18 protein-coding genes are annotated in these 17,824 nt (G+C 68.5%); 8 read left to right on the top strand and 10 right to left on the bottom strand.

Going from position 1 to position 17,824, the window contains the following annotated elements; genetic code table 11:
• Complete coding sequence (locus DSM104443_RS05485; RefSeq protein WP_171090221.1) at nt 1-948, top strand: alpha/beta hydrolase; 948 nt, start codon at nt 1-3, stop codon at nt 946-948.
• A gap of 4 nt (nt 949-952) precedes the next feature.
• On the opposite strand, the gene DSM104443_RS05480 is transcribed toward DSM104443_RS05485, so the two are convergent.
• Genes DSM104443_RS05480 through DSM104443_RS05470 form a run of 3 tightly spaced genes read right to left on the bottom strand, consistent with a single transcriptional unit; the run spans nt 953 to nt 3,155 of the window.
• Nucleotides 953-1,480, bottom strand: coding sequence for a DUF3455 domain-containing protein (locus DSM104443_RS05480; RefSeq protein WP_171090219.1), 528 nt, complete (start codon nt 1,478-1,480; stop codon nt 953-955).
• Nucleotides 1,477-2,346, bottom strand: a complete 870-nt coding sequence (locus tag DSM104443_RS05475) for a class I SAM-dependent methyltransferase (protein WP_212756961.1) — start codon at nt 2,344-2,346, stop codon at nt 1,477-1,479. Before DSM104443_RS05475 ends, DSM104443_RS05480 begins: the two co-directional genes overlap by 4 nt.
• Entirely contained in the window at nt 2,343-3,155 is an 813-nt protein-coding gene (locus DSM104443_RS05470) for a class I SAM-dependent methyltransferase (protein ID WP_171090217.1), read from the bottom strand. The genes DSM104443_RS05475 and DSM104443_RS05470 overlap by 4 nt, the downstream gene beginning before the upstream one ends.
• Nucleotides 3,156-3,402: 247 nt before the next feature.
• Here DSM104443_RS05470 and DSM104443_RS05465 point away from each other — a divergent pair, with 247 nt between their 5' ends.
• The gene (locus DSM104443_RS05465; protein WP_212756959.1) at nt 3,403-3,912 is read left to right on the top strand and encodes an OsmC family protein; all 510 of its coding nucleotides are present in this window, start codon (nt 3,403-3,405) and stop codon (nt 3,910-3,912) included.
• Nucleotides 3,912-4,886: an AraC family transcriptional regulator gene (locus tag DSM104443_RS05460; RefSeq protein ID WP_171090214.1), complete on the top strand. Its 975-nt coding sequence runs from the start codon at nt 3,912-3,914 to the stop codon at nt 4,884-4,886. The genes DSM104443_RS05465 and DSM104443_RS05460 overlap by 1 nt, the downstream gene beginning before the upstream one ends.
• Here the strand turns inward: DSM104443_RS05460 and DSM104443_RS05455 are convergent.
• Nucleotides 4,876-5,340 carry a hypothetical protein gene (locus tag DSM104443_RS05455; protein WP_171090212.1) on the bottom strand — a complete coding sequence of 155 codons (465 nt, stop codon included), beginning with the start codon at nt 5,338-5,340 and terminating at the stop codon, nt 4,876-4,878. The two genes, DSM104443_RS05460 and DSM104443_RS05455, sit on opposite strands and share 11 nt — an antisense overlap.
• A 63-nt stretch (nt 5,341-5,403) precedes the next feature.
• Here DSM104443_RS05455 and DSM104443_RS05450 point away from each other — a divergent pair, with 63 nt between their 5' ends.
• Nucleotides 5,404-5,781, top strand: coding sequence for a hypothetical protein (locus DSM104443_RS05450; RefSeq protein ID WP_171090210.1), 378 nt, complete (start codon nt 5,404-5,406; stop codon nt 5,779-5,781).
• A 1-nt stretch (nt 5,782) separates the two neighbouring features.
• Nucleotides 5,783-7,171 (top strand): alpha/beta hydrolase, encoded by a 1,389-nt coding sequence (locus DSM104443_RS05445; RefSeq protein WP_171090208.1) that lies wholly within the window; start codon nt 5,783-5,785, stop codon nt 7,169-7,171.
• Nucleotide 7,172: 1 nt separating this feature from the next.
• Here the strand turns inward: DSM104443_RS05445 and DSM104443_RS05440 are convergent, their stop codons facing one another.
• Entirely contained in the window at nt 7,173-8,141 is a 969-nt protein-coding gene (locus DSM104443_RS05440; protein WP_171090206.1) for a Bug family tripartite tricarboxylate transporter substrate binding protein, read from the bottom strand.
• Nucleotides 8,142-8,363: 222 nt separating this feature from the next.
• Here DSM104443_RS05440 and DSM104443_RS05435 point away from each other — a divergent pair, with 222 nt between their 5' ends.
• On the top strand, nt 8,364-8,645 hold the full coding sequence (locus tag DSM104443_RS05435; RefSeq protein WP_171090204.1) for a hypothetical protein: 282 nt from the start codon (nt 8,364-8,366) through the stop codon (nt 8,643-8,645).
• The gene (locus DSM104443_RS05430) at nt 8,642-8,890 is read left to right on the top strand and encodes a hypothetical protein (protein WP_171090202.1); all 249 of its coding nucleotides are present in this window, start codon (nt 8,642-8,644) and stop codon (nt 8,888-8,890) included. The genes DSM104443_RS05435 and DSM104443_RS05430 overlap by 4 nt, the downstream gene beginning before the upstream one ends.
• On the opposite strand, the gene DSM104443_RS05425 is transcribed toward DSM104443_RS05430, so the two are convergent.
• A complete protein-coding gene (locus DSM104443_RS05425) occupies nt 8,887-11,025 on the bottom strand; it encodes an OPT family oligopeptide transporter (protein WP_171090200.1) in 2,139 nt (712 codons plus the stop codon). The genes DSM104443_RS05430 and DSM104443_RS05425 overlap by 4 nt on opposite strands.
• 74 nt (nt 11,026-11,099) lie before the next feature.
• Between DSM104443_RS05425 and DSM104443_RS05420 the strand changes: the two genes are divergently transcribed.
• A complete protein-coding gene (locus tag DSM104443_RS05420) occupies nt 11,100-12,296 on the top strand; it encodes a c-type cytochrome (RefSeq protein ID WP_171090197.1) in 1,197 nt (398 codons plus the stop codon).
• Between the two features lie 3 nt (nt 12,297-12,299).
• On the opposite strand, the gene DSM104443_RS22010 is transcribed toward DSM104443_RS05420, so the two are convergent.
• From DSM104443_RS22010 to DSM104443_RS05400, 4 genes are all read right to left on the bottom strand, one after another.
• Nucleotides 12,300-13,514: a hypothetical protein gene (locus tag DSM104443_RS22010; RefSeq protein ID WP_171090195.1), complete on the bottom strand. Its 1,215-nt coding sequence runs from the start codon at nt 13,512-13,514 to the stop codon at nt 12,300-12,302.
• A 49-nt stretch (nt 13,515-13,563) separates the two neighbouring features.
• The gene (locus DSM104443_RS05410) at nt 13,564-16,107 is read right to left on the bottom strand and encodes a serine/threonine-protein kinase (protein ID WP_171090192.1); all 2,544 of its coding nucleotides are present in this window, start codon (nt 16,105-16,107) and stop codon (nt 13,564-13,566) included.
• Between the two features lie 12 nt (nt 16,108-16,119).
• Nucleotides 16,120-17,169 (bottom strand): right-handed parallel beta-helix repeat-containing protein, encoded by a 1,050-nt coding sequence (locus tag DSM104443_RS05405; protein ID WP_171090190.1) that lies wholly within the window; start codon nt 17,167-17,169, stop codon nt 16,120-16,122.
• A 68-nt stretch (nt 17,170-17,237) separates the two neighbouring features.
• Nucleotides 17,238-17,789, bottom strand: coding sequence for an ECF-type sigma factor (locus DSM104443_RS05400; RefSeq protein WP_171090188.1), 552 nt, complete (start codon nt 17,787-17,789; stop codon nt 17,238-17,240).
• Nucleotides 17,790-17,824: the final 35 nt, after the last annotated feature.

Here is a 17,824-nt window from a genome sequence, read left to right as displayed (position 1 = left end):
ATGCGAGCGCTTTCTCGCATCCTCCCCGCGCTGTTTGCATCGCTCCTGCTGTCCGCGGGCGCGGCCGAACAGGGCGTCTCGATGAAGACACCCACGGGCGAGCTCTTCGGAACCGAGCTCCTTCCCGAAGGCACGAACGGGCCCTTGCCCGTCGTGCTGATTCATGCGGGCTCGGGTCCCACGGACCGCGACGGCAACACGAAGCTCGCGCCGGGCCCCAACAACTCGCTCAAGTACCTCGCCGAAGGCCTGGCGGCGCAGGGCGTTGCCTCGGTTCGCATCGACAAGCGCGGCATCGGCCAAAGCGCGCCGGCGGTGGTGAGCGAATCGATGCTGCGGTTCGAGACCTACGTGGACGACACGGCCGCGTGGGTCGCGAAGCTCAAGTCCGACGCGCGCTTCTCGAAGGTGATCGTCGTGGGCCACAGCGAAGGGTCGCTGATCGGGATGCTCGCCGCGGCGAAAGCGGGCGCCGAGGGCTTCGTATCCATCGCCGGCGTCGGCCGCCCCGCGGACGACGTGCTGCGCGAACAGTTGCGTCCGAAGCTGCCGCCCACGATGTTCGACCAGAACGAGCGCGTGCTCCTGGCGCTCAAGCAGGGCCGCACGATCGACGACGTGCCGCTGCCGCTCCAGCCGCTCTACCGGCCTTCGGTGCAGCCCTACCTCATCTCCTGGTTCCGCTACGACCCCGTGAAGGCGATCGCGGCGTTCAAGGGCCGCGTGCTGATCGTGCAGGGCACGACCGACATCCAGGTGACGGTGGACGATGCGAAGAGGCTCGCGGCCGCGCGGCCGGACGCGAAGCTGCTCATCGTGCCCGGCATGAACCACGTGCTGAAGAAGGTCGGCGCCGACATGGCCGAGCAGGTGGCCTCCTACGGGGATCCCAAGTTGCCGATCCCCGCGGAGGTCATCGAAGCGGTGGCCCGCTTCGTGAAGAATTGACCGCTTAGTACGCCGCGGTGCCCTTCGACAGCAGCACGTAATCCGCGGTGTACGACACGCGCGACTTCGCGCCCAGCGACTTCGCATCGCACGGCTGCGTCGCCGGAGCCAGGCCGCCGACCGTGTTGATCCGCTGCACGCTCGTCACCTTCGAGAAGCGCCCGTCGGAGCCGACCGATTTCGCGTCGAGCAGCAGCCAGGGAATCGCGCTCGCATCCGGCGCGTCGGAGCGCGACTTCACGGTGCCGACGATCTTGCTGCCGTCCGGGGCTTCCCAGTGCGGGCCGGCGTAGTGCTTGCCGACCGTGCGGCCCTGCGCGTCGAAGAGCTCCGCCTCGGGGGCGACGAACGCCCAGCCTTGGCCTCCCGTGGCATTGGCCTTGCACTCGTAGATCTGCACGCCGCGGGCGGCGATGCGCTCGACGACCTTGCCGTCGGCGGGAACGAGCGTGGCGGGAATGCTGGAATCGACCGGTTGGCTCGCACAAGCGGCCATGACCAGGGTCGGGACTGCAAAGTGAATCGCTTTCATGGTGTTGCTTTCTCCAGAGTTGACCTGACAGGACTGCGGACGGCGGCCGGAGCCATCGCCCTTACGACAACAAATTCTCCCGGGACGCGGTATCCCCTCCCGTGGCGCCATTTCGCGATCGAGGCCGCGTAGCGCCGCCACACCTTCGCCCGCGTCGCCTCGTCGAAACGCGACCACGCAAGCGCCATCGGTCCGCCGATGAAAGCGGCCCGGCACGCCTCGTCGGCATCGGCGTAGTCGAGCGTCGTGTCGAGGCGGTACTCCTCGATCGACCCGAAGCCCGCGTCCGAACATTCGAGGGCCAGCGTACCTTCCCCGCCGAGGTGGAAGAACAGCGGGCAGACATCGCTCGCCACTTCCGCATCGACGATCGGGAAGACACCCGACCAGCCGCAGCGTTCTCGCTCGCCCCACACTGCCAGGGCGATCCGCCCGCCGGGCCGTAACACCCGCGCCATTTCCCGTAACGCTTTCGCGGGATCGGGCAGGTACATCATGCCCAGCGCACACAACACCACGTCGAACGAGCCGTCGGAAAAATCGAGGTTCTCCGCGTCCATGCACTGGAACGACACATTCGATACGTGGCGCTCCTTCGCGCGGATGCGCGCGCGATCGACCATGCGCCCGGAAATATCCACACCGGTCACATGGCCTTCGGGCCGCACGGACATCGCCGCGGCGAGCGACACGAGACCGGTGCCGCACGCCACGTCGAGGACATGCTCTCCGCGCATCGGCCACGCACAGTCGAGCAGCCTCGTCTGCGCGCGCTCCAGCTGCGACTGCCACAGCCGCTCGTAATCCGCGGCGGCCAGGTCCCACCCGTATCGCTGTACGCGGCGCTGGACCCGGGCTTCCATCATTTGCGGATGACCACGATCTCGAGGTACTCGCTCGGCACCACCAGCGAGCCGGGGCCCGCGCGGTTGAGTCCGTCGAGCAACGCCGTGAGGTCGAGCTCGAGCGTCGCGGCCTTGTCGGCGGGCAGCGCTCCGAAGGCCTTGTGCACCGGGCCGTACCAGGTGCGGAACACTTCGATGAAGTGCGCCGCCGAGCGATAGCGGAAGTTGAACATGCGCGGCGTCACCATCACGTTCGCGGCCATCCCGTCGAAAAGCGAGCGCACGTAGGCTTCGGTGCCCCACAGAGCCGGCGGCTGCACGCCCGTGGGCGGCGGGATCTGCCGGCCGATCGCCTTGAACATCTGGCCAACGAGGCTGCCCGGCGTCCAGTTGGCGAGGCCGATGCGGCCGCCGGGGCGGCATACGCGCGCCATCTCCTGCGCGGCCTTCTGGTGGTCGGGCGCGAACATCACGCCGAAGGTCGAGACGACCGCATCGAAGCTGCCGTCCTTGTACGGCAGCGCTTCGACGTCGGCGACCTCGAACTTCACGTTGAAGCGCTCGGCGTCGGCGCGCTCGGCGCCGCGGTTGAGCAGCGTCTCCACGTAGTCGGTGGAGGTGACGTTGCAGCCACGGCGGGCGGCGGCGAGCGTCGCGTTGCCGTTGCCGGCGGCGACGTCCAGCACGCGCTCGTCCCAGCGCAGGTCGCAGGCCTCGGCGAGCTGCTCGCCGACGATCTGCAGCGTGGTGCCGATGACGGCGTAGTCGCCGCTCGCCCACGAGGCTTGCTGGCGGGTCTTGAGGGCGGTGAAATCGGTCGGTGCGTTCATGCTGGGCTCCTGGGTTCGGTGAGGTCAACGATTGCGAGCCCGAACTTTGCCGCCCCGGCACCCCCACCGTCCTGTCCTGGCGTCGGCCATGGCTACCCGATCGTCCTCGTGCCGGGGCGGGGTTTGCAGGGCGTCCGGGAAACCTGTCCGCGCGTCCGCCGAGCCGCCCCGCCCTTGGCCGTTCGTCCCGAGCGGGGGACAATTGGCACCTCCCTTCCGGACCGGGTCTCACATGGGCATGCAGGACGTGGCAGCAGCGATGGAGCGCGTGAAGTCGGTGCTCGAGCGCCGGCCCGACAAGGGCCTGCACGACGACGCGCAGGCCACCGCCACGTGGAAAGGCGGCACGCGCATCGTCGCGAGCCACGCCAACGGAACGCAGATGGCCACCGACATGCCCGTCGAATTCGGCGGCACCGGCGACCAGATCTCCCCCGGGTGGCTCTTCCGGGCCGGCATCGCCTCCTGCGCCGCGACCACGATCGCGATGAAAGCCGCCGAGCGCGGCATCGAGCTCACCACGCTCGAGGTGAAGGCGAACAGCCGCACCGACACACGCGGCTTCCTGCGCATGGAGCAGGTCGAGGGCGGCTTTGTGAACCCCGGGCCGTGCGACTTCCGCCTCACGGTGCGCATCGGGGCGAACGCGCCCGCCGAGCAGCTCCGCACGCTCGTGAACGAAGGCCTGGGATGCGCGCCGATCACGACCGCGGTGGCGCAATCCAATCCTGTCGCCATCGACGTGGAGATCGCCTGATGGACGCCCTCTCCGAAACGCTACGCGTCGTGCGCCTCGTCGGCGCCATCTTCCTCAAGGGGCGCTTCACGGCTCCGTGGTGCTACGACGCCGCGCATGCGGACGTGGCCGCGCCGATCCTCGAGCCCACGGCCGAGAAGGTCGTGGTCTTCCACATGATCACCGAGGGCGAGTGCATCGTGGAGATGGACGGTGAGCCGCCCATGCACCTGACGGCGGGCGACGTGATCGTCTTCCCGCAGGGCGACGCGCACCGCATGGCCTCCGCGCCCGGCCTGCCGCCCGCGAAGCCCACGCGCCTGGACCAGATCCTGCTTCGACGCCCGCGCGAGATCGCCTACGGCGGCGGCGGCAAGACCACGCGGCTTGTCTGCGGTTACCTCGCCTGCGACGCGCGCCTCGCCAAGCTGCTGCTCGCAGGATTGCCACGGATGCTGCGCGTGAACGTGCGCGGATCCAACGCGGGCACCTGGCTCGAGGCTTCGGTGCGCTACGCGCTCGCCGAAGCGCGCTCGCCGCGCCCCGGCGGCGCCGGCGTGCTCGCGAAACTTTCGGAAGTGCTCTTCATCGAGGTGCTGCGCCTCTACATGAACGAGCAGAGCGCGGGCCGCACCGGCTGGCTCGCGGGCGTGAGCGACCGCATCGTCGGCGCGGCGCTGGCCGAGCTGCACAAGCGCCCCGCTTACCCGTGGACGCTGGAAGAGCTGGCGCGCGAAGCGGGCACGTCACGCTCGGTGCTCGCGGAGCGCTTCCAGGAGCTGGTCGGCACGTCACCGATGCAGTACCTCACGCAGTGGCGCATGCTGCTCGCCGCGAACATGCTCGAGCGCACCAATTCGCCGCTGGTGAAGATCGCCGAGGACGTGGGCTACCAGACCGACACGGCGTTCAGCCGCGCATTCCGCCGCGAGTACGGCGATCCGCCGGCGGCCTGGCGCCGCAAACGCGCCGCGGTCGCGACCGTTACGGGCTGAGCAGGCACACCTTCACGCGGCCCGGTACCGGGTCGCCGCCGAAGGCCTCGTTGGTGCACTTCGTCCCGTTCGAAAACACGCGTTGCCGGTACTTGCCGTCCGTGCCGAAGGCCACGCGCTTCTGGCCGTTGAACTTGCACATGCCGCCCTCGCCCGCGCACTTCTTCCACGCCGACGTGATCTCGACCTGGGGCTGCTGGGGCGCGGCGACGGGACGCATGCGGCAGGTCTTGTGCGTGCCCTGCGCGGGATCGCCGCCGAAATGGGCGCTGTCGCATTTCACGCCGCCGCTGTAGACCTTCACGAACCAGCTCTTGCCCGCGCCGTACGACACCTCGCGCTGCCCCTGGAACCTGCAGATCTCGCCTTCCTTCGCGCAGGGGGTCCAATCCGCGGAAGCGTCCACGGCCCATGCCATCGCGAGTGCGCCGACTATCCGAATCGTTGTTTTCATGTGAACCCTCCCAGGCTCCTTGTAGTCGTAGAATAACCCGGTCGGTTTTTCCAGGAGCCCCGCATGCGAATCGCCCTGATCGCCCTCTGTGCCTCGTCCGGCCTCGCCTGTGCGCAGGCCTTCGTCGATCTCGACCGCCCCGGGGTGCTCGAGAACCTTGCCAGGGACAACCCCGCCCGCTACCAGAAGATCACGGCCATCCTCGATGCCGCGGCCGTGCAGCCGTGCGAAACGCTGCCCAAGCTCCTCAACACCGACTACGACGTGACCGATACCCGGTGCTCGCCGTACCTGCTGATGGCGAGCTTCCCGCCCAAGCGGCAAATCGGATTCCGGCTCGACGACGTGTCCTATACCTCGAACGTCGTGCTCGTGCACTTCCCGCAGCCGAAGGCGCACCCGGCTGTGCCGGTGCATCCCGTCCAGCCCCTCGCGAAATAGATTGGCTTCCGCGCACCGCTGGCATCTCATCGCGGGCGGCGCCGCAGCGCTGCTCGCCCTCGCAAGCCCCGAAGCGTTTTCCGCCCCGGCCTTCACGTCGAAGGCTTGCCCCGCGCCGTTCGTGAAGGCGCGTGCGCGCTGCGGCACCGTCACTGTCCCCGAGAACTACGCGGCTCCCAACGGGCGCCGCATCGGGCTCAACGTGATCGTGTTCGAGGCGCGCAAGCCCTCGAAGCCCAAGGCCGCGCAGTTCGACCTCGAGGGCGGTCCCGGCTTCGCAATGACGGACTCGGCTGTGTTCTACGCCGGGGAGGGCGCGCCGTATCGCGAGACGCGCGACGTCGTGCTCGTCGACATGCGCGGCACGGGCGCCTCGAAGCCGCTGCGCTGCGAGGGCATCGCCGCCTACGAGCGCGCGAAACCGCTCGGGATGATGTATCCGACGGCGTTGGTGCGCGAGTGCGCGGAGCAACTCTCCAAAAGCGCCGATGTCCGCCAGTACTCGACCGCGAACGCCTCGCGCGACATCGAGTCGGTCCGCCAGGCGCTGGGCTACGCGCAGGTCGACTTGAACGCGGTGTCCTACGGCACGACGCTGGCGCTTCGCTACATCACGGACTATCCGTCGCGCGTGCGCACGGCCGTCCTGGCGGGCAGCGTGCCGGCGTCGAAGACGCCCCCCCGCTATCACGCGCTGGTGGCGGAGCGCGGGATCGACCTTCTCTTCAAGGCATGCGCCGCGGATGCCGATTGCGCCAAACGCTACCCCACGCTTCCCGCCGACCTCGAGCAGGCCCTGGCGAAGCTGGACCCGGAGCTGCGGCCCATCTTCCTCGAGAAGGTGCGCACCCAGCTCTATCATCCGGCCACATCGCGAGGCGTTCCCGCGTTCATCCACCAGACGGCCGAGGGCGACCTCACGCTGCTGAATGCGCCGACGCCACAAGTCCGCCGGTTTTCCGACGGCGTCTACCTGTCGATCACGTGCGCCGAGAGCTTCGCGCGCTCCGAGGTGGACGAATGGATCGCGGACGCGAAGATGTCGCACTTCGGCTCGTACCGCATCGTCCGGCAGCGCGAGGCCTGCGGCGAGTGGCCGGAGGCGCCCGCCGATCCGAAGCTGCTTTCGACGGGCCGCTCACAGTTGCCGGTGTTGTTCATTTCCGGCGCGCTCGATCCCGTGACACCGCCGGAGTGGACCGTCGAGCTCATGGCGTCGTTCCCGAACGGGAAGCACCTCATCATTCCGGAGGGCGCGCACTCGGTGGAGGGCCTCTCCGGCGTGGAGAGCTGCCTCGACCGGATCACCCTCGAGTTCGTCGCGGCGAAATCGCTCGAGGGGATCGATACGGCCTGCGTCGCGGGGATGCGCGCAGGCCCGTACCGCTAGCTCACTCGGCCTTCGCGCCCGAAGCCTTCACGACCTTTTCCCAGCGCGCGGTTTCCTCGGCCATCACCTTGCCGAAATCCTCCGGCGAGCCCGGGATGGGACGTCCGCCCAGCTCCGCGAGCTTCTCCTTCATCTTCGGATCGGCGAGCGCGCGATTGATCTCCGCGTTCAGCTTGTCGATCACTGCGCGCGGCGTTCCCTTCGGCGCGCCCATGCCGAACCAGGCGGTGGCCTCGTAGCCCGGCACCGTATCGGAGACGGAGGGAATGCCCGGGAGCGAAGGCTCGCTCTCCTTCGTGGTCACCGCCAGCGCGCGCAGCTTGCCGCCCTTGATGTGGGCGATCGACGAGGGCAGGTTGTCGAACAGGACGTCCACCTTGCCCGACATCAGGTCGATGAGCGCCGGGCCCGCGCCCTTGTAGGGGACGTGCAGCATGTCGCAGCCGGTCATCATCTTGAACATCTCGCCCGACATGTGCACCGACGTGCCGCTGCCCGACGAGGCCATGTTGACCTTGCCCGGGTTCGCCTTGCAGTAGTCGACGAACTCCTTCACCGTCTTGGCCGGGAAGGTGGGCGTCACTTCCATCACGTTGGGCGACTTCACGATGCCCGCCACCGGTGCCACGTCGCGAAGGACGTTGAACGGGAGATCCTTGTAGAGCGTTGCGTTGATGCCGTGCGCGGGGTTCACCAGCAGCACCGTGTAGCCGTCGGCCGGCGACTTGATCGCGATCTCGGTGCCGATGTTGTTGCCGCCACCGGGCTTGTTCTCGACGACGAAAGTCTGGCCCATCTTCTCGGTGAGCCACTGCGCGATGATGCGCGCGAGCACGTCGGTGGTTCCGCCCGGCGGGTAGGGCACGATCCACTTCACGGACCGGGTCGGGTAGTCGGACTGGGCGAAGGCGGGCGCGGTGGCGCAGAGGGCGAGCAGCGCGGCAGCGGCGAGGCGGGCGATTCGGGACACGGGTGCTCCTCCTTGTCGGTATCGGTGACTTCCCCGCCATGGTAGTCAATAAATGGGGTCGGACTCCATTTAAGTTGATCCACGCATTTTTCACCGGGATCGAATAAAGGGGTCTGACCCCTTTATTGGAATTTTCGGCAGAAGCGTCGTCGGGAAGTCGGTGGCGGCGCGGACCGGGTGCCGGGGAAACTGGCCCCTCCTGAGTTCGAAGGAGGTCGTTCGATGGCCCTGTTTCGCAGCGTGGGCAACCCGGTGATCATCGCCGCGGGCGCCACGCATTACTGGCACTACTGGTTCGGGCGCGGCTCGGACGTGGGCGTCACGATGGTGACGCCGAACCTGCTCGACTCGCAGATCAACGTCGAGCTCGTCACCGAGGATCCCGGCGTCGTCGCCGTGCAGGACGTGGGGGAGAACCCGCCCGCCATCCACTACACGGTGCGCGTCCGCAACCTCGGCAACTATTTGATGATGTACAACCTCAACGTGGGGACGCTGCTATGACGGCCACGCAGAAGTTGCTGGTGATCGTCGAGCAGGGACGCATCGTCGGAACGCAGTTCGTGACGCCGCCCGGCGGCGCCCTGCCCGCGGTCTCGGTCACGCTGCAGCGCGGCCCCGGCCAGGACGTGCACGAGATCGACATGGAGCCGCCCACCGCGATGCGCACGCTGGAGCAGATCCACCAGTTCCACGAAGCCGTCGCGAAGAAGCTGGGTGTCGAGAAGCTCTACGGCCGCAAGGGCTAGCGGATCTTGAGGAGCTTCCCGCGCGCCACCAGGAACAGGAAGGCGCAGAGGAAGACGTAGGGAATCATCGAGAGCGCATCCGCCCAAGGCCCGTCGAAGAACGGGTTGCTCGCGGCGGCCCACTTGCCGATCGCGGCGTCCACCTCGTCCAGCACGCCCGCGAGGAATGCGATCACGATGCCCGCGATCGCCCCGCCCGCGATGTAGCCCGAGGCGAGCAGCACGCCCGGCCCCTTGTCGCCTTCCGCGGCGCCGTGCTTGCGATCGACCCAGGCGCGGATCAAGCCGCCCACGAAGATCGGCGACGAGGACGACAGCGGCAGGTACACGCCGACCGCGAACGCGAGCGCCGGAAGGAACGAGAGCTCGAGCATCACCGAGATCATCACGCCCAGCATCACCAGCGCCCACGGGAGCTGGCGGTCGAGGATGCCCTTGATGATGTAGGAGATGAGCGTGGCCTTCGGTGCCTCGAACTTGCGGACCTTGCTTCCGTCGGGCCGCGTGTCGTGCGTGCCGTTGATGCCCGGGTCGACGAGCCACACGGCCTCGCCGTTCGCATCCACCAGGTACTTGCCCGGCGGGCCGCCTTTGTCGTCCGTCTTGTGCCACGTGCGGTAGCTCTTCGAATCGTCGCGCGCCTGCGGGCCGTGGAGCGTTTCCACGGGACCGAGCTTGACGGTGGCGTCCGCGACGATCGGCGCCGGCGCCAGCGTCTTCGCCGGCACGTAGACCGTGGCCACCTCGTTCAGCTGCAGCAGGATCGGCCCCAGCGCGATCGCGGAGAGCGCCGAGCCGGCGATGATCGCGTACTGCTGGAACTTCGGCGTCGCGCCGACGAGGAAGCCCGTCTTCAGGTCCTGCGACGTGGTGCCGCCGTTGGACGCCGCGATGCAGACGATCGCGCCCACCGAGAGCGCGGTCACGTAGTGCGTGCCGCCGGTCCAGCCCACCAGCAGGAAGATGAGGCACGTGAAGAGCAGCGTCGCGATCGTCATGCCCGAGATCGGGTTCGAGGTCGAGCCGATCTCGCCCGTCAAGCGCGAGGAGACCGTGACGAAGAGGAAGCCGAACGCGACGATCAGCAACGCGCCCACGAGGTTCATCTCGAGGGATGGCGCGAACGTGATCGCGGCGATGAGGATCACGAGGCCGATGCCGACGGTCTTCATCGGGATGTCGCGGTCCGTGCGCGGCACGACGTTGCCCGTCGAGCCCACGCCGATGTTGCGCACGTCGCGGAAGCTCTCGCGCAGTCCGCGCCAGATCGTGGGCACCGAGCGCAGCAGGCTGATGATGCCGCCCGCGGCCACCGCGCCCGCGCCGATGTAGAGGATGTAGGCCGCGCGGATCTCGTTCGGCCCCATCTGCGCGATCGGTTTCGTGCCCGGTGCCACGATGCCCGCCGTCTCGCCGAAGTGCGCGATCATCGGGATCAGCAGCAGGTAGGAGAGCACGCCGCCCGCGCACATGATGCAGGCGATGCGCGGCCCGATGATGTAGCCCACGCCCAGCAGCTCGGGCGAGACTTCCACGCTTACCGACCCGGCCTTCAACGGCTCGCCGAAGACTTTCTCCGGCACGTCCTTCCAGAGCTTCAGCGCGACGTTCGCCGTCTTGTAGGCGAGGCCGACCGCGAATCCCGTGAAGATCAACTTCGCGCCGGGGGTGCCCTCGCCGGCTCCGGCCTTGAGGACCGCGGCGCACGCGGTGCCTTCGGGATACGTGAGCTTGCCGTGCTCCTGCACGATCAGCGCGCGGCGGAGCGGAATCATCATCAGGATGCCGAGCATCCCGCCCAGCAGGCCCACGAGGATCACGCGTCCGACCTCGAGATCGAAGCCGAGGATGAGGATCGCGGGCATCGTGACACCGACGCCGAACGCGAGCGATTCGCCCGCCGAGCCCGCCGTCTGCGTGATGTTGTGCTCGAGGATCGTCGCATCGCGCATCCCCGTCGTGCGGGAGAGCGAGCGGAAGAGCGCCAGTGAGATGACAGCCACCGGAATCGAGGCGCTCACGGTGAGGCCGACCTTCAGCACGAGATACAGGGACGACGCACCGAAGACCAGGCCCAGCAGCGCTCCGGTGATCACGGCACGGGCGGTGAACTCGTACTCTCTTGTGGCGCTCATGGGCTCGGATAGTAACCGGAACGCGGCGCCTCGCGCTTTCATCGAATGGGCAGGCCATCGACTGGAGCGCGACCATGACTCGTAAACCCTTCCCTCTCGCGGTGCTGGCGGTAATTCTTTCCGGATGCAGCGGTAGCGGGTCGCAGCCCGACGCGGACCCCAATCTCGTCGCCAAGGGCAAGCAGGTCTTCCGCTACGACACGTTCGGCGACGAGACACAGTGGTCCGACACGCTTCGCATGCACGAGGTGATCCGGACCACGGTCGATCCCACCACGGCGCTCTCCGTGGGACTGAAAGTCGATTCGGAAGCGCTACCGCCCGCCGTCGTGCAGGGAATCCAGAACGGCAGCATCAGCCTGAAGAGCCCGGACACGACCGTCGCGTTGATCAAGCTGAATGCCGTGGTGGGTATCCGGGGAACGGTGGAGACGGTGAACGGCAAGGACACGCTCACGCGCGTGGGCATCACCTGCGCGCTCTGCCATTCCACGGTGGACAACTCGTTCGCGCCGGGCATCGGCAAGCGGCTCGACGGCTGGGCGAACACGGATCTCAATCCCGGCGCGATCATCGCCCTGTCTCCCGCGCTCGATGCCGCGAAGAAGGCGGTCTACAACTCGTGGGGCCCGGGCAAGTACGATCCGCGCTTCAACCTCGACGGCAAGAACGGGCCGCAGGTCATTCCACCCGCCTACGGACTGAGCGGCGTGAACCGCATCACGACCACCGGCGACGGCGAGGACATCGCCTACTGGAATCGCTACGTGGGCGTCACGCAGATGGGCGGGCACGGCACGTTCGTCGAGCCTCGCACGGGTGTGTCCGTGGTGAACGGACCCGACGACCTCATCAGCGACAAGCTGCCGGCGCTGCAGGCCTATCAACTCTCGCTGGCCGCTCCGTCACCTCCGGCAGGTTCCTTCGATGCCGTGGCCGCCGCGCGCGGCAAGTCGGTCTTCGAGGGTGCGGGGCGCTGCACGTCGTGCCATTCCGGCGCGCGCAGGACCGATGCGAACGAAAGGCTGCATTCCGCCGCGGAGGTGGTGAGCGAGCCGGAGCCGAACGGAGCGCCGAGCTATGCCTCGCGCAGCGCCACGAAGCAATATCGCACCGCGCCGCTCGCCGGCTTGTGGCAGCACGCACCGTACTTCCACAACGGCAGTGCGCCGACCCTCGTTGCGGTCGTGCGCACCTACAACTCGCGCAGGGCCCTGGCACTCACGGAGGTGCAAATCACCGATCTCGCGGAATACCTCAAGTCCCTGTAGACCTCACGGTGCATCGGGCGGGCAGACGAAGACCGCGGAGAACCCCGCGTCGACCAGGGCTCCCGCCAGGTTCGTGATCGAGACCGTGATGCCGTTGTGGCCGAAGAAGAGCCCGTTGGAATGCAACGCGATCGCCGGAGCCTGGGCCTGCACGTTGGACGAGACGGTGATCGCGCAATCCGCCAGGGGACGGTCCACCTCCACGCTGTAGCTGCCGGGCGAGTTCGAGGCTTTCGCCGCGCCGATGATCCCGGAGCCCCCCAGGAGCACGCCGGCGCTCGAGACCCTCGCGTATCGGATCGCCAGTGCCGGTCCTCCCGTGCCGGCCGCGTCCGGCGGGCAGACGAAGACGGCCGAGAATCCCGCGTCGACCAAGGTTCCCGCCAGGTTCGTGATCGAGACGGTGATGCCGTTGTGGCCGAAGAAGAGTCCGTTGGAATGCAGCGCGACGGCCGGAGCCTGTGCCTGGAGGTTGGACGAGACAGTGATCGTGCAGTCCGCCAGCGGACGGTCGACCTCGACGCTGTAGGTGCCGGCCAGGCCCGGGAACTTCGTCGCGCCGAGGATTCCGGAACCCCCGAGAAGCGCGCCGGTGCTCGAGACCCTTGCGTAAAGGGTTGTCGGACCCGAGCCACCCGCCGGGCCTCGCGGGCCGGCAGGGCCCGCCGCTCCCGTCAGCCCTTGCGGACCTGCCGGGCCGGGCGGGCCGGCTTCGCCGGCGGGACCGGTCGCGCCGTCCTTCGCGGTCGCCCCTTGCGGGCCGATGGGCCCTTGCGGACCCATCGAACCCGGTGCGCCTTGGGGACCTGTTGCACCTTGGGGGCCGGCCGCACCTTGTGCACCGGCCGCGCCCGCTGCGCCTTGGGGGCCCGCCGCACCGATCGTGATCCACGACTCGTCGTACTTCGCGTCGTCATCGTCGTCGTCGCGGTCGTTGCCGCCGTGCTGGCCCTTGGCCGCGGTCACCGTGAGCAGGTAGCTGCCGGGCGCCACGGTGGAGGGCAGGACGGCCTCGATCTTCGTGGCGGTCAATGCAACGACCGTGAGCTGCAGCGAGCCGAGCGTGACCTTGGGCTTCGCGTTGCCGAAGTTGATGCCGCCGATGCGAAGCACGCCGGCCTCGGCGCGCGCATCGGTGATGGCCGGCTGGCGCGACGAATCCGCGAAGGCCGGCAGCGAGGCTGCGAGGAAGAGCAGCGGCAGGAACAGGCGATGCATGGCGATCTCCGAAGGGTATCCACCTACCCAAACGGAATCCGGCCGGAAACTACGCCACGGCGTCGCAGGCCTTCACTTGCGCCTCGATCTCCCCGATGGCGCGCGACGCCTCGCGGGCATCGATGCCGCGATCGACCAGCTCCTGCTTGAAGGCGCGGCTCGCGGCGAGCAGCGTTCGGGCCTCCTTCAGCAGGTCGGCGCGGCGCGCGGAAGCCTGGTCCGGCAGCCTCGCGAGCGCGCAATTGGACGCGGCAAGCATCCACATCGCGCCGACCACGTTTTCGCGCACGATCAATCCCGCCCTCAACGACGCGGGAAGCTTCGCATCGGCCGCAATGGAAGCGCGGGCGAATTCGATCGCCTTCTCGTATCGCGCCCCGCGGTATTCGATCTCGCTCGCGGTCGCGAGCGCCCCCGCGCGGATCGAGGCGTTGCCGGCATTGCGCGCATCCGCGGCGACCAGCGCATCGACGAGCACGAGGGCTCGGTCGGAGAGGACGCGCGCGCCGTTCACGTCGCCCGCCTTGAGCATGGTGCGCGCGGTGCTGTTGTAGCGCTTCGCCAGCGTCTGGCGATGGAACTCGCTGTCGGGCTCGTCGCGCGCCAGCGCCTCCGTCGTGGCGATCGATTTCTCGAAGAGCGCGATGGCCTGCGGCAGCCGTGCCTCCCCCGAGATCTCCGCCGCGATGGCGGAACGCTCGTAGGCGTATGCAAGGCGGCCGCGCGACGCCAGGTCCGCCGGATTCTCGCGCACCAGCGCTTCGAGAACCTCGGTCGCGCGCGCGAGCTGTGCCGATGCCGCGACGGGATCGTCCTTCACGACCGCGAGGATGCCGCCGTACTCGGCCAGCGTCGCGCCAAGATTGCGGCGGTCGGCGAGCTCGGCGCCCGGCAGGCGCGTGATCTTCTCGGCGAAACCCGCGGCCTTCTCGGTCTGCTTCACGCCGGCCGCGTCTCCCCCCTCGAGCATCAGCCGCCCCAGGAAGAGCGCGAGCACGCGATGCTCACGGAGCACGCGGATGTTGTCGGGCTCGCGCGCCTCCACCGCGGCCAGCAGCGACGCGGCCTTCTCGGCATTGCGCCGGGCCCCCACCGCATCGCCCAGGTGGCCGCCGCGCGAGTCTCCCTGGATCTCCGCCAGCTTGCGATACGAGCGCGCGACCTCGAGCGCCAGCTCCGGATCGTCCGTGCCCTCGCCCGCGAGGCTGTCGAGGTACTGCACGGCCGTGCCGACCAGCGTCTGGCGCGCCTTCAGCGAGCCGGCGAGGTTCTCGATCTCGTCGTGGACGTCGAACACGAACGAGTTCGCGAGCTTCCTCACGCTGGCGAAATGCTTCTCCGCACGAGCTTTCTCCGCCACGGCCACGCGCCGCTCACGCTCGGCGAGGAAGAGCCCGGCGCCCATCGTGACCATCACGGCGGCGGCGAGCGCCAGCGGCAGTTTGTGGCGCACGGCGAAGCGCCCCGCGAGATAGCGCCACGTACCGGCACGCGCCTTCACCGGACGGCGTTCGAGATGGGCGAGCACGTCCTGGTCGAAGAGCTCGACCGACGCATAGCGCGCCACCGGATCGCGGCGCAGTGCTTTAAGGATGATCGCGTCGAGGTCGCCCGACACGCGATGCGGCAATGGACCCGAGATCGCGAGCGTGGACGGAAGCGCGATCTCCTCCTGCAGCAACATCACCTCGGTCAAGGTCCTGCCGGCCCGCACCGCGCGATACGGCGAGAGACCGGTGAGCAGTTCGTGCAGCACGACGCCCAGCGCGTAGATGTCCGTGGCCGTGGTGATGACGCCCGCGGCCACCTGCTCCGGCGCCGCGTAGCGCAGCGTCATGACCCGTCCGCCCAGGCGCGTGAGATCTCCGGGTTCCGCCGAGCCCTCGTCTTCGCCGATCAGCTTGGCGATGCCGAAGTCGAGCAGCTTCACGGGGCCCGACGCGGAGACGAGGATGTTCGCGGGCTTCAAGTCGCGATGCACGACCAGGTGACGGTGCGCGTGGGCGACGGCGGCGAGCACCTGCCGGAAGAGCCCCAGGCGCTCCGCCATCGAGAGCGAACGCGCGGCAACGTGATCCGAAAGCGACAAGCCCTCGACGTACTCCATCGCGAACCACGGCTGGCCCGCGTCGGTCACGCCCGCGTCGTAGAGCCGCGCGATGTTCGGGTGCTCGAGCTTCGCGAGGATGTCGCGCTCGCGGCGGAAGCGCTCGCGCCACGTCTCGCCGTGCTGGTTCATCGCCGGGAGCTTCAGCGCCACGTCGCGCTCGACGCGCCCGTCGGCCTGCCGTGCGAGCCACACCTCGCCCATGCCGCCGTGGCCCAGCAGCCGGACGAGCTCGAAGGGTCCGATCCGCGCGCCGGCCGCATGCGGGCTGGACCACGCCGGCGCCGGTGCGAGCTTCGGTACCGTCTCGAGCGAACGATCCCGCACGGCGCGCCGGTCCGCGTCCAGGAGCTTGCGCAGCAGCACTGCAGCTTCGGGTCGCGTGGCTTCCAGGTCGTGGAGCCACACGCCGCGCTCGGATTCGGGCATCTCGAGCGCGGCGGTGAGCAGCGGCTCGACCTGCAGCCAGAGCTCTCGGGAGATCACGCCCGGATCATGTCACGGCCACAGGTTGCGCGTGCCGTCGTCGATGGCGTAGGGAACCGGGCCGATGACCGTGTTGCCCCGCCCGTCGTTCCTGTCTGAAAACGGGCCGAACGAGATGCCGGCTTGCGTCGGCTTGCCGATCACGTTTCCGCGGAACGTGTTGCGCGTCGTCATGACGCCGAAGCCGCCATGGACGAAGATGCCAAAGTTGCTGTCGTGGATCTCGTTGTCCTCGATGACATTCCTGAGGGGACCCGCCGGCCCGCCCATGCAGTCCGAATATTGCGCCGCGAGCTGCACGCCGACCGACGTCGCCGCGTCTATCGAGATCACGTTGCCGGACACGCGGTTGTAGCTGGCACCGCTGCCGAGGAAGAGCTTCCACGACAGCGTGTTCCTCGAGATGTCGTTGTCGTGTGCGCCGTCCATCAGGACGACCGACGACCCGTAGTTGGGATTGGGCGTCCGGGGCTGGCTGTTTCCGGTCACCCGGTTTCCGGCCGTGTCGCAGCCCGACAGCACGATCGCGTCGGCAAAGGAGGGAAAGACCGTACCCGGCATGAACTCGTTGTTGGTGACGAGGTTTCCGGTCGCCTGGCCCCCGGGTCTCGACAGGACGTACAGGGTCGACAGGCGGTTACCCTCGACGGTGGAGTCGGAGCTGTTGTAGAGGGCAAGGTTCCCGTCACGCGTTTCGATACCGCTCACGCGATGTCCGTGGCCATCCCCGAGGAAGGCGATGTACTGGAAGCCCTCGATGCGGCCGGGACCCACGATCTCCACGCCGTTGAAGTACCACGACCTCACGGCGACCGTGAAGTCCGACGTGCCCAGGATGCTGTAACCGTTGAGGTCGATGCGCACGCCACCGGCGCCGATGGTGAGGCCGTCCTGGCCGGGACCGCAGCGGAGGTCCGCCACAAGCTTGATGGATTGGTAGAGGGTGTCGCCGCACATCAGAGGACGCGCCTGGGCGAATACGGCGGCACCCAGTGCGGCCAGGGCGAACAGCGGGGTGGCGAAGCGAACGAGGGTCCTGCGGGTGGAAGCGGGGGTATCCATGGGGATCTCCGGTTGGTCTCCTCACCGACCCAAACGGGATCCCGCCCCGAATCACGCCAACCTGCCGGCTACTCCTCGATGAGGGTCAGCAGCAGGGCCCGCGCCTTCTGCCATTCCCGCGAGACGCTGCGGACGGAGACGCCCAGCGCCTCGGCGACTTCGGGCTCGGTCATGCCCCCGAAGAAGCGCATCTCCACCAGCCGCGCCAGGGACGGGTCGATCCGCCCCAATGCCTCCAGCGCATCGTCGATGGCGATCACGTCCATCGTGCCGGCGAGGCCCTCGCCGACCGCCGTGTCGAGCGTGACGACATCCACGCCGCCGCCGTGGCGCAACGCCCGCTGCTCGCGCACCAGGTCCACGACGATGCTGCGCAGCACGCGCGAGGAATAGGCGAGGAACTGCAGGCGGTCGTCGATCGCGATGCCCGCGCCGCTCGCGAGCTTCACGTAGCTCTCGTGGACCAGCGCCGTGGTCTGCAGCGAACCTTCGAGGCCGCTGCCGCGCAGGCGCGCGTGGGCCAGGCGCTTCAGGTCCGGGTAGTGCTCCGCGAAGGCCTGGTCGAGCCGGGTGTGATCCCGGCTCTCAACCGCACGGAGGGCGTCGGCGATTTCGCTCATGGAAACGCATGATGCCTGAGGTCATTGCCCCTGGC

Origin of the sequence: Usitatibacter rugosus (genome assembly GCF_013003965.1) — a bacterium.
GTDB classification, from domain to species: Bacteria; Pseudomonadota; Gammaproteobacteria; order Burkholderiales; family Usitatibacteraceae; genus Usitatibacter; species Usitatibacter rugosus.
Note: the sequence above shows the minus strand (reverse complement) of the source record. Positions and strands in the feature narration are given on the sequence as shown.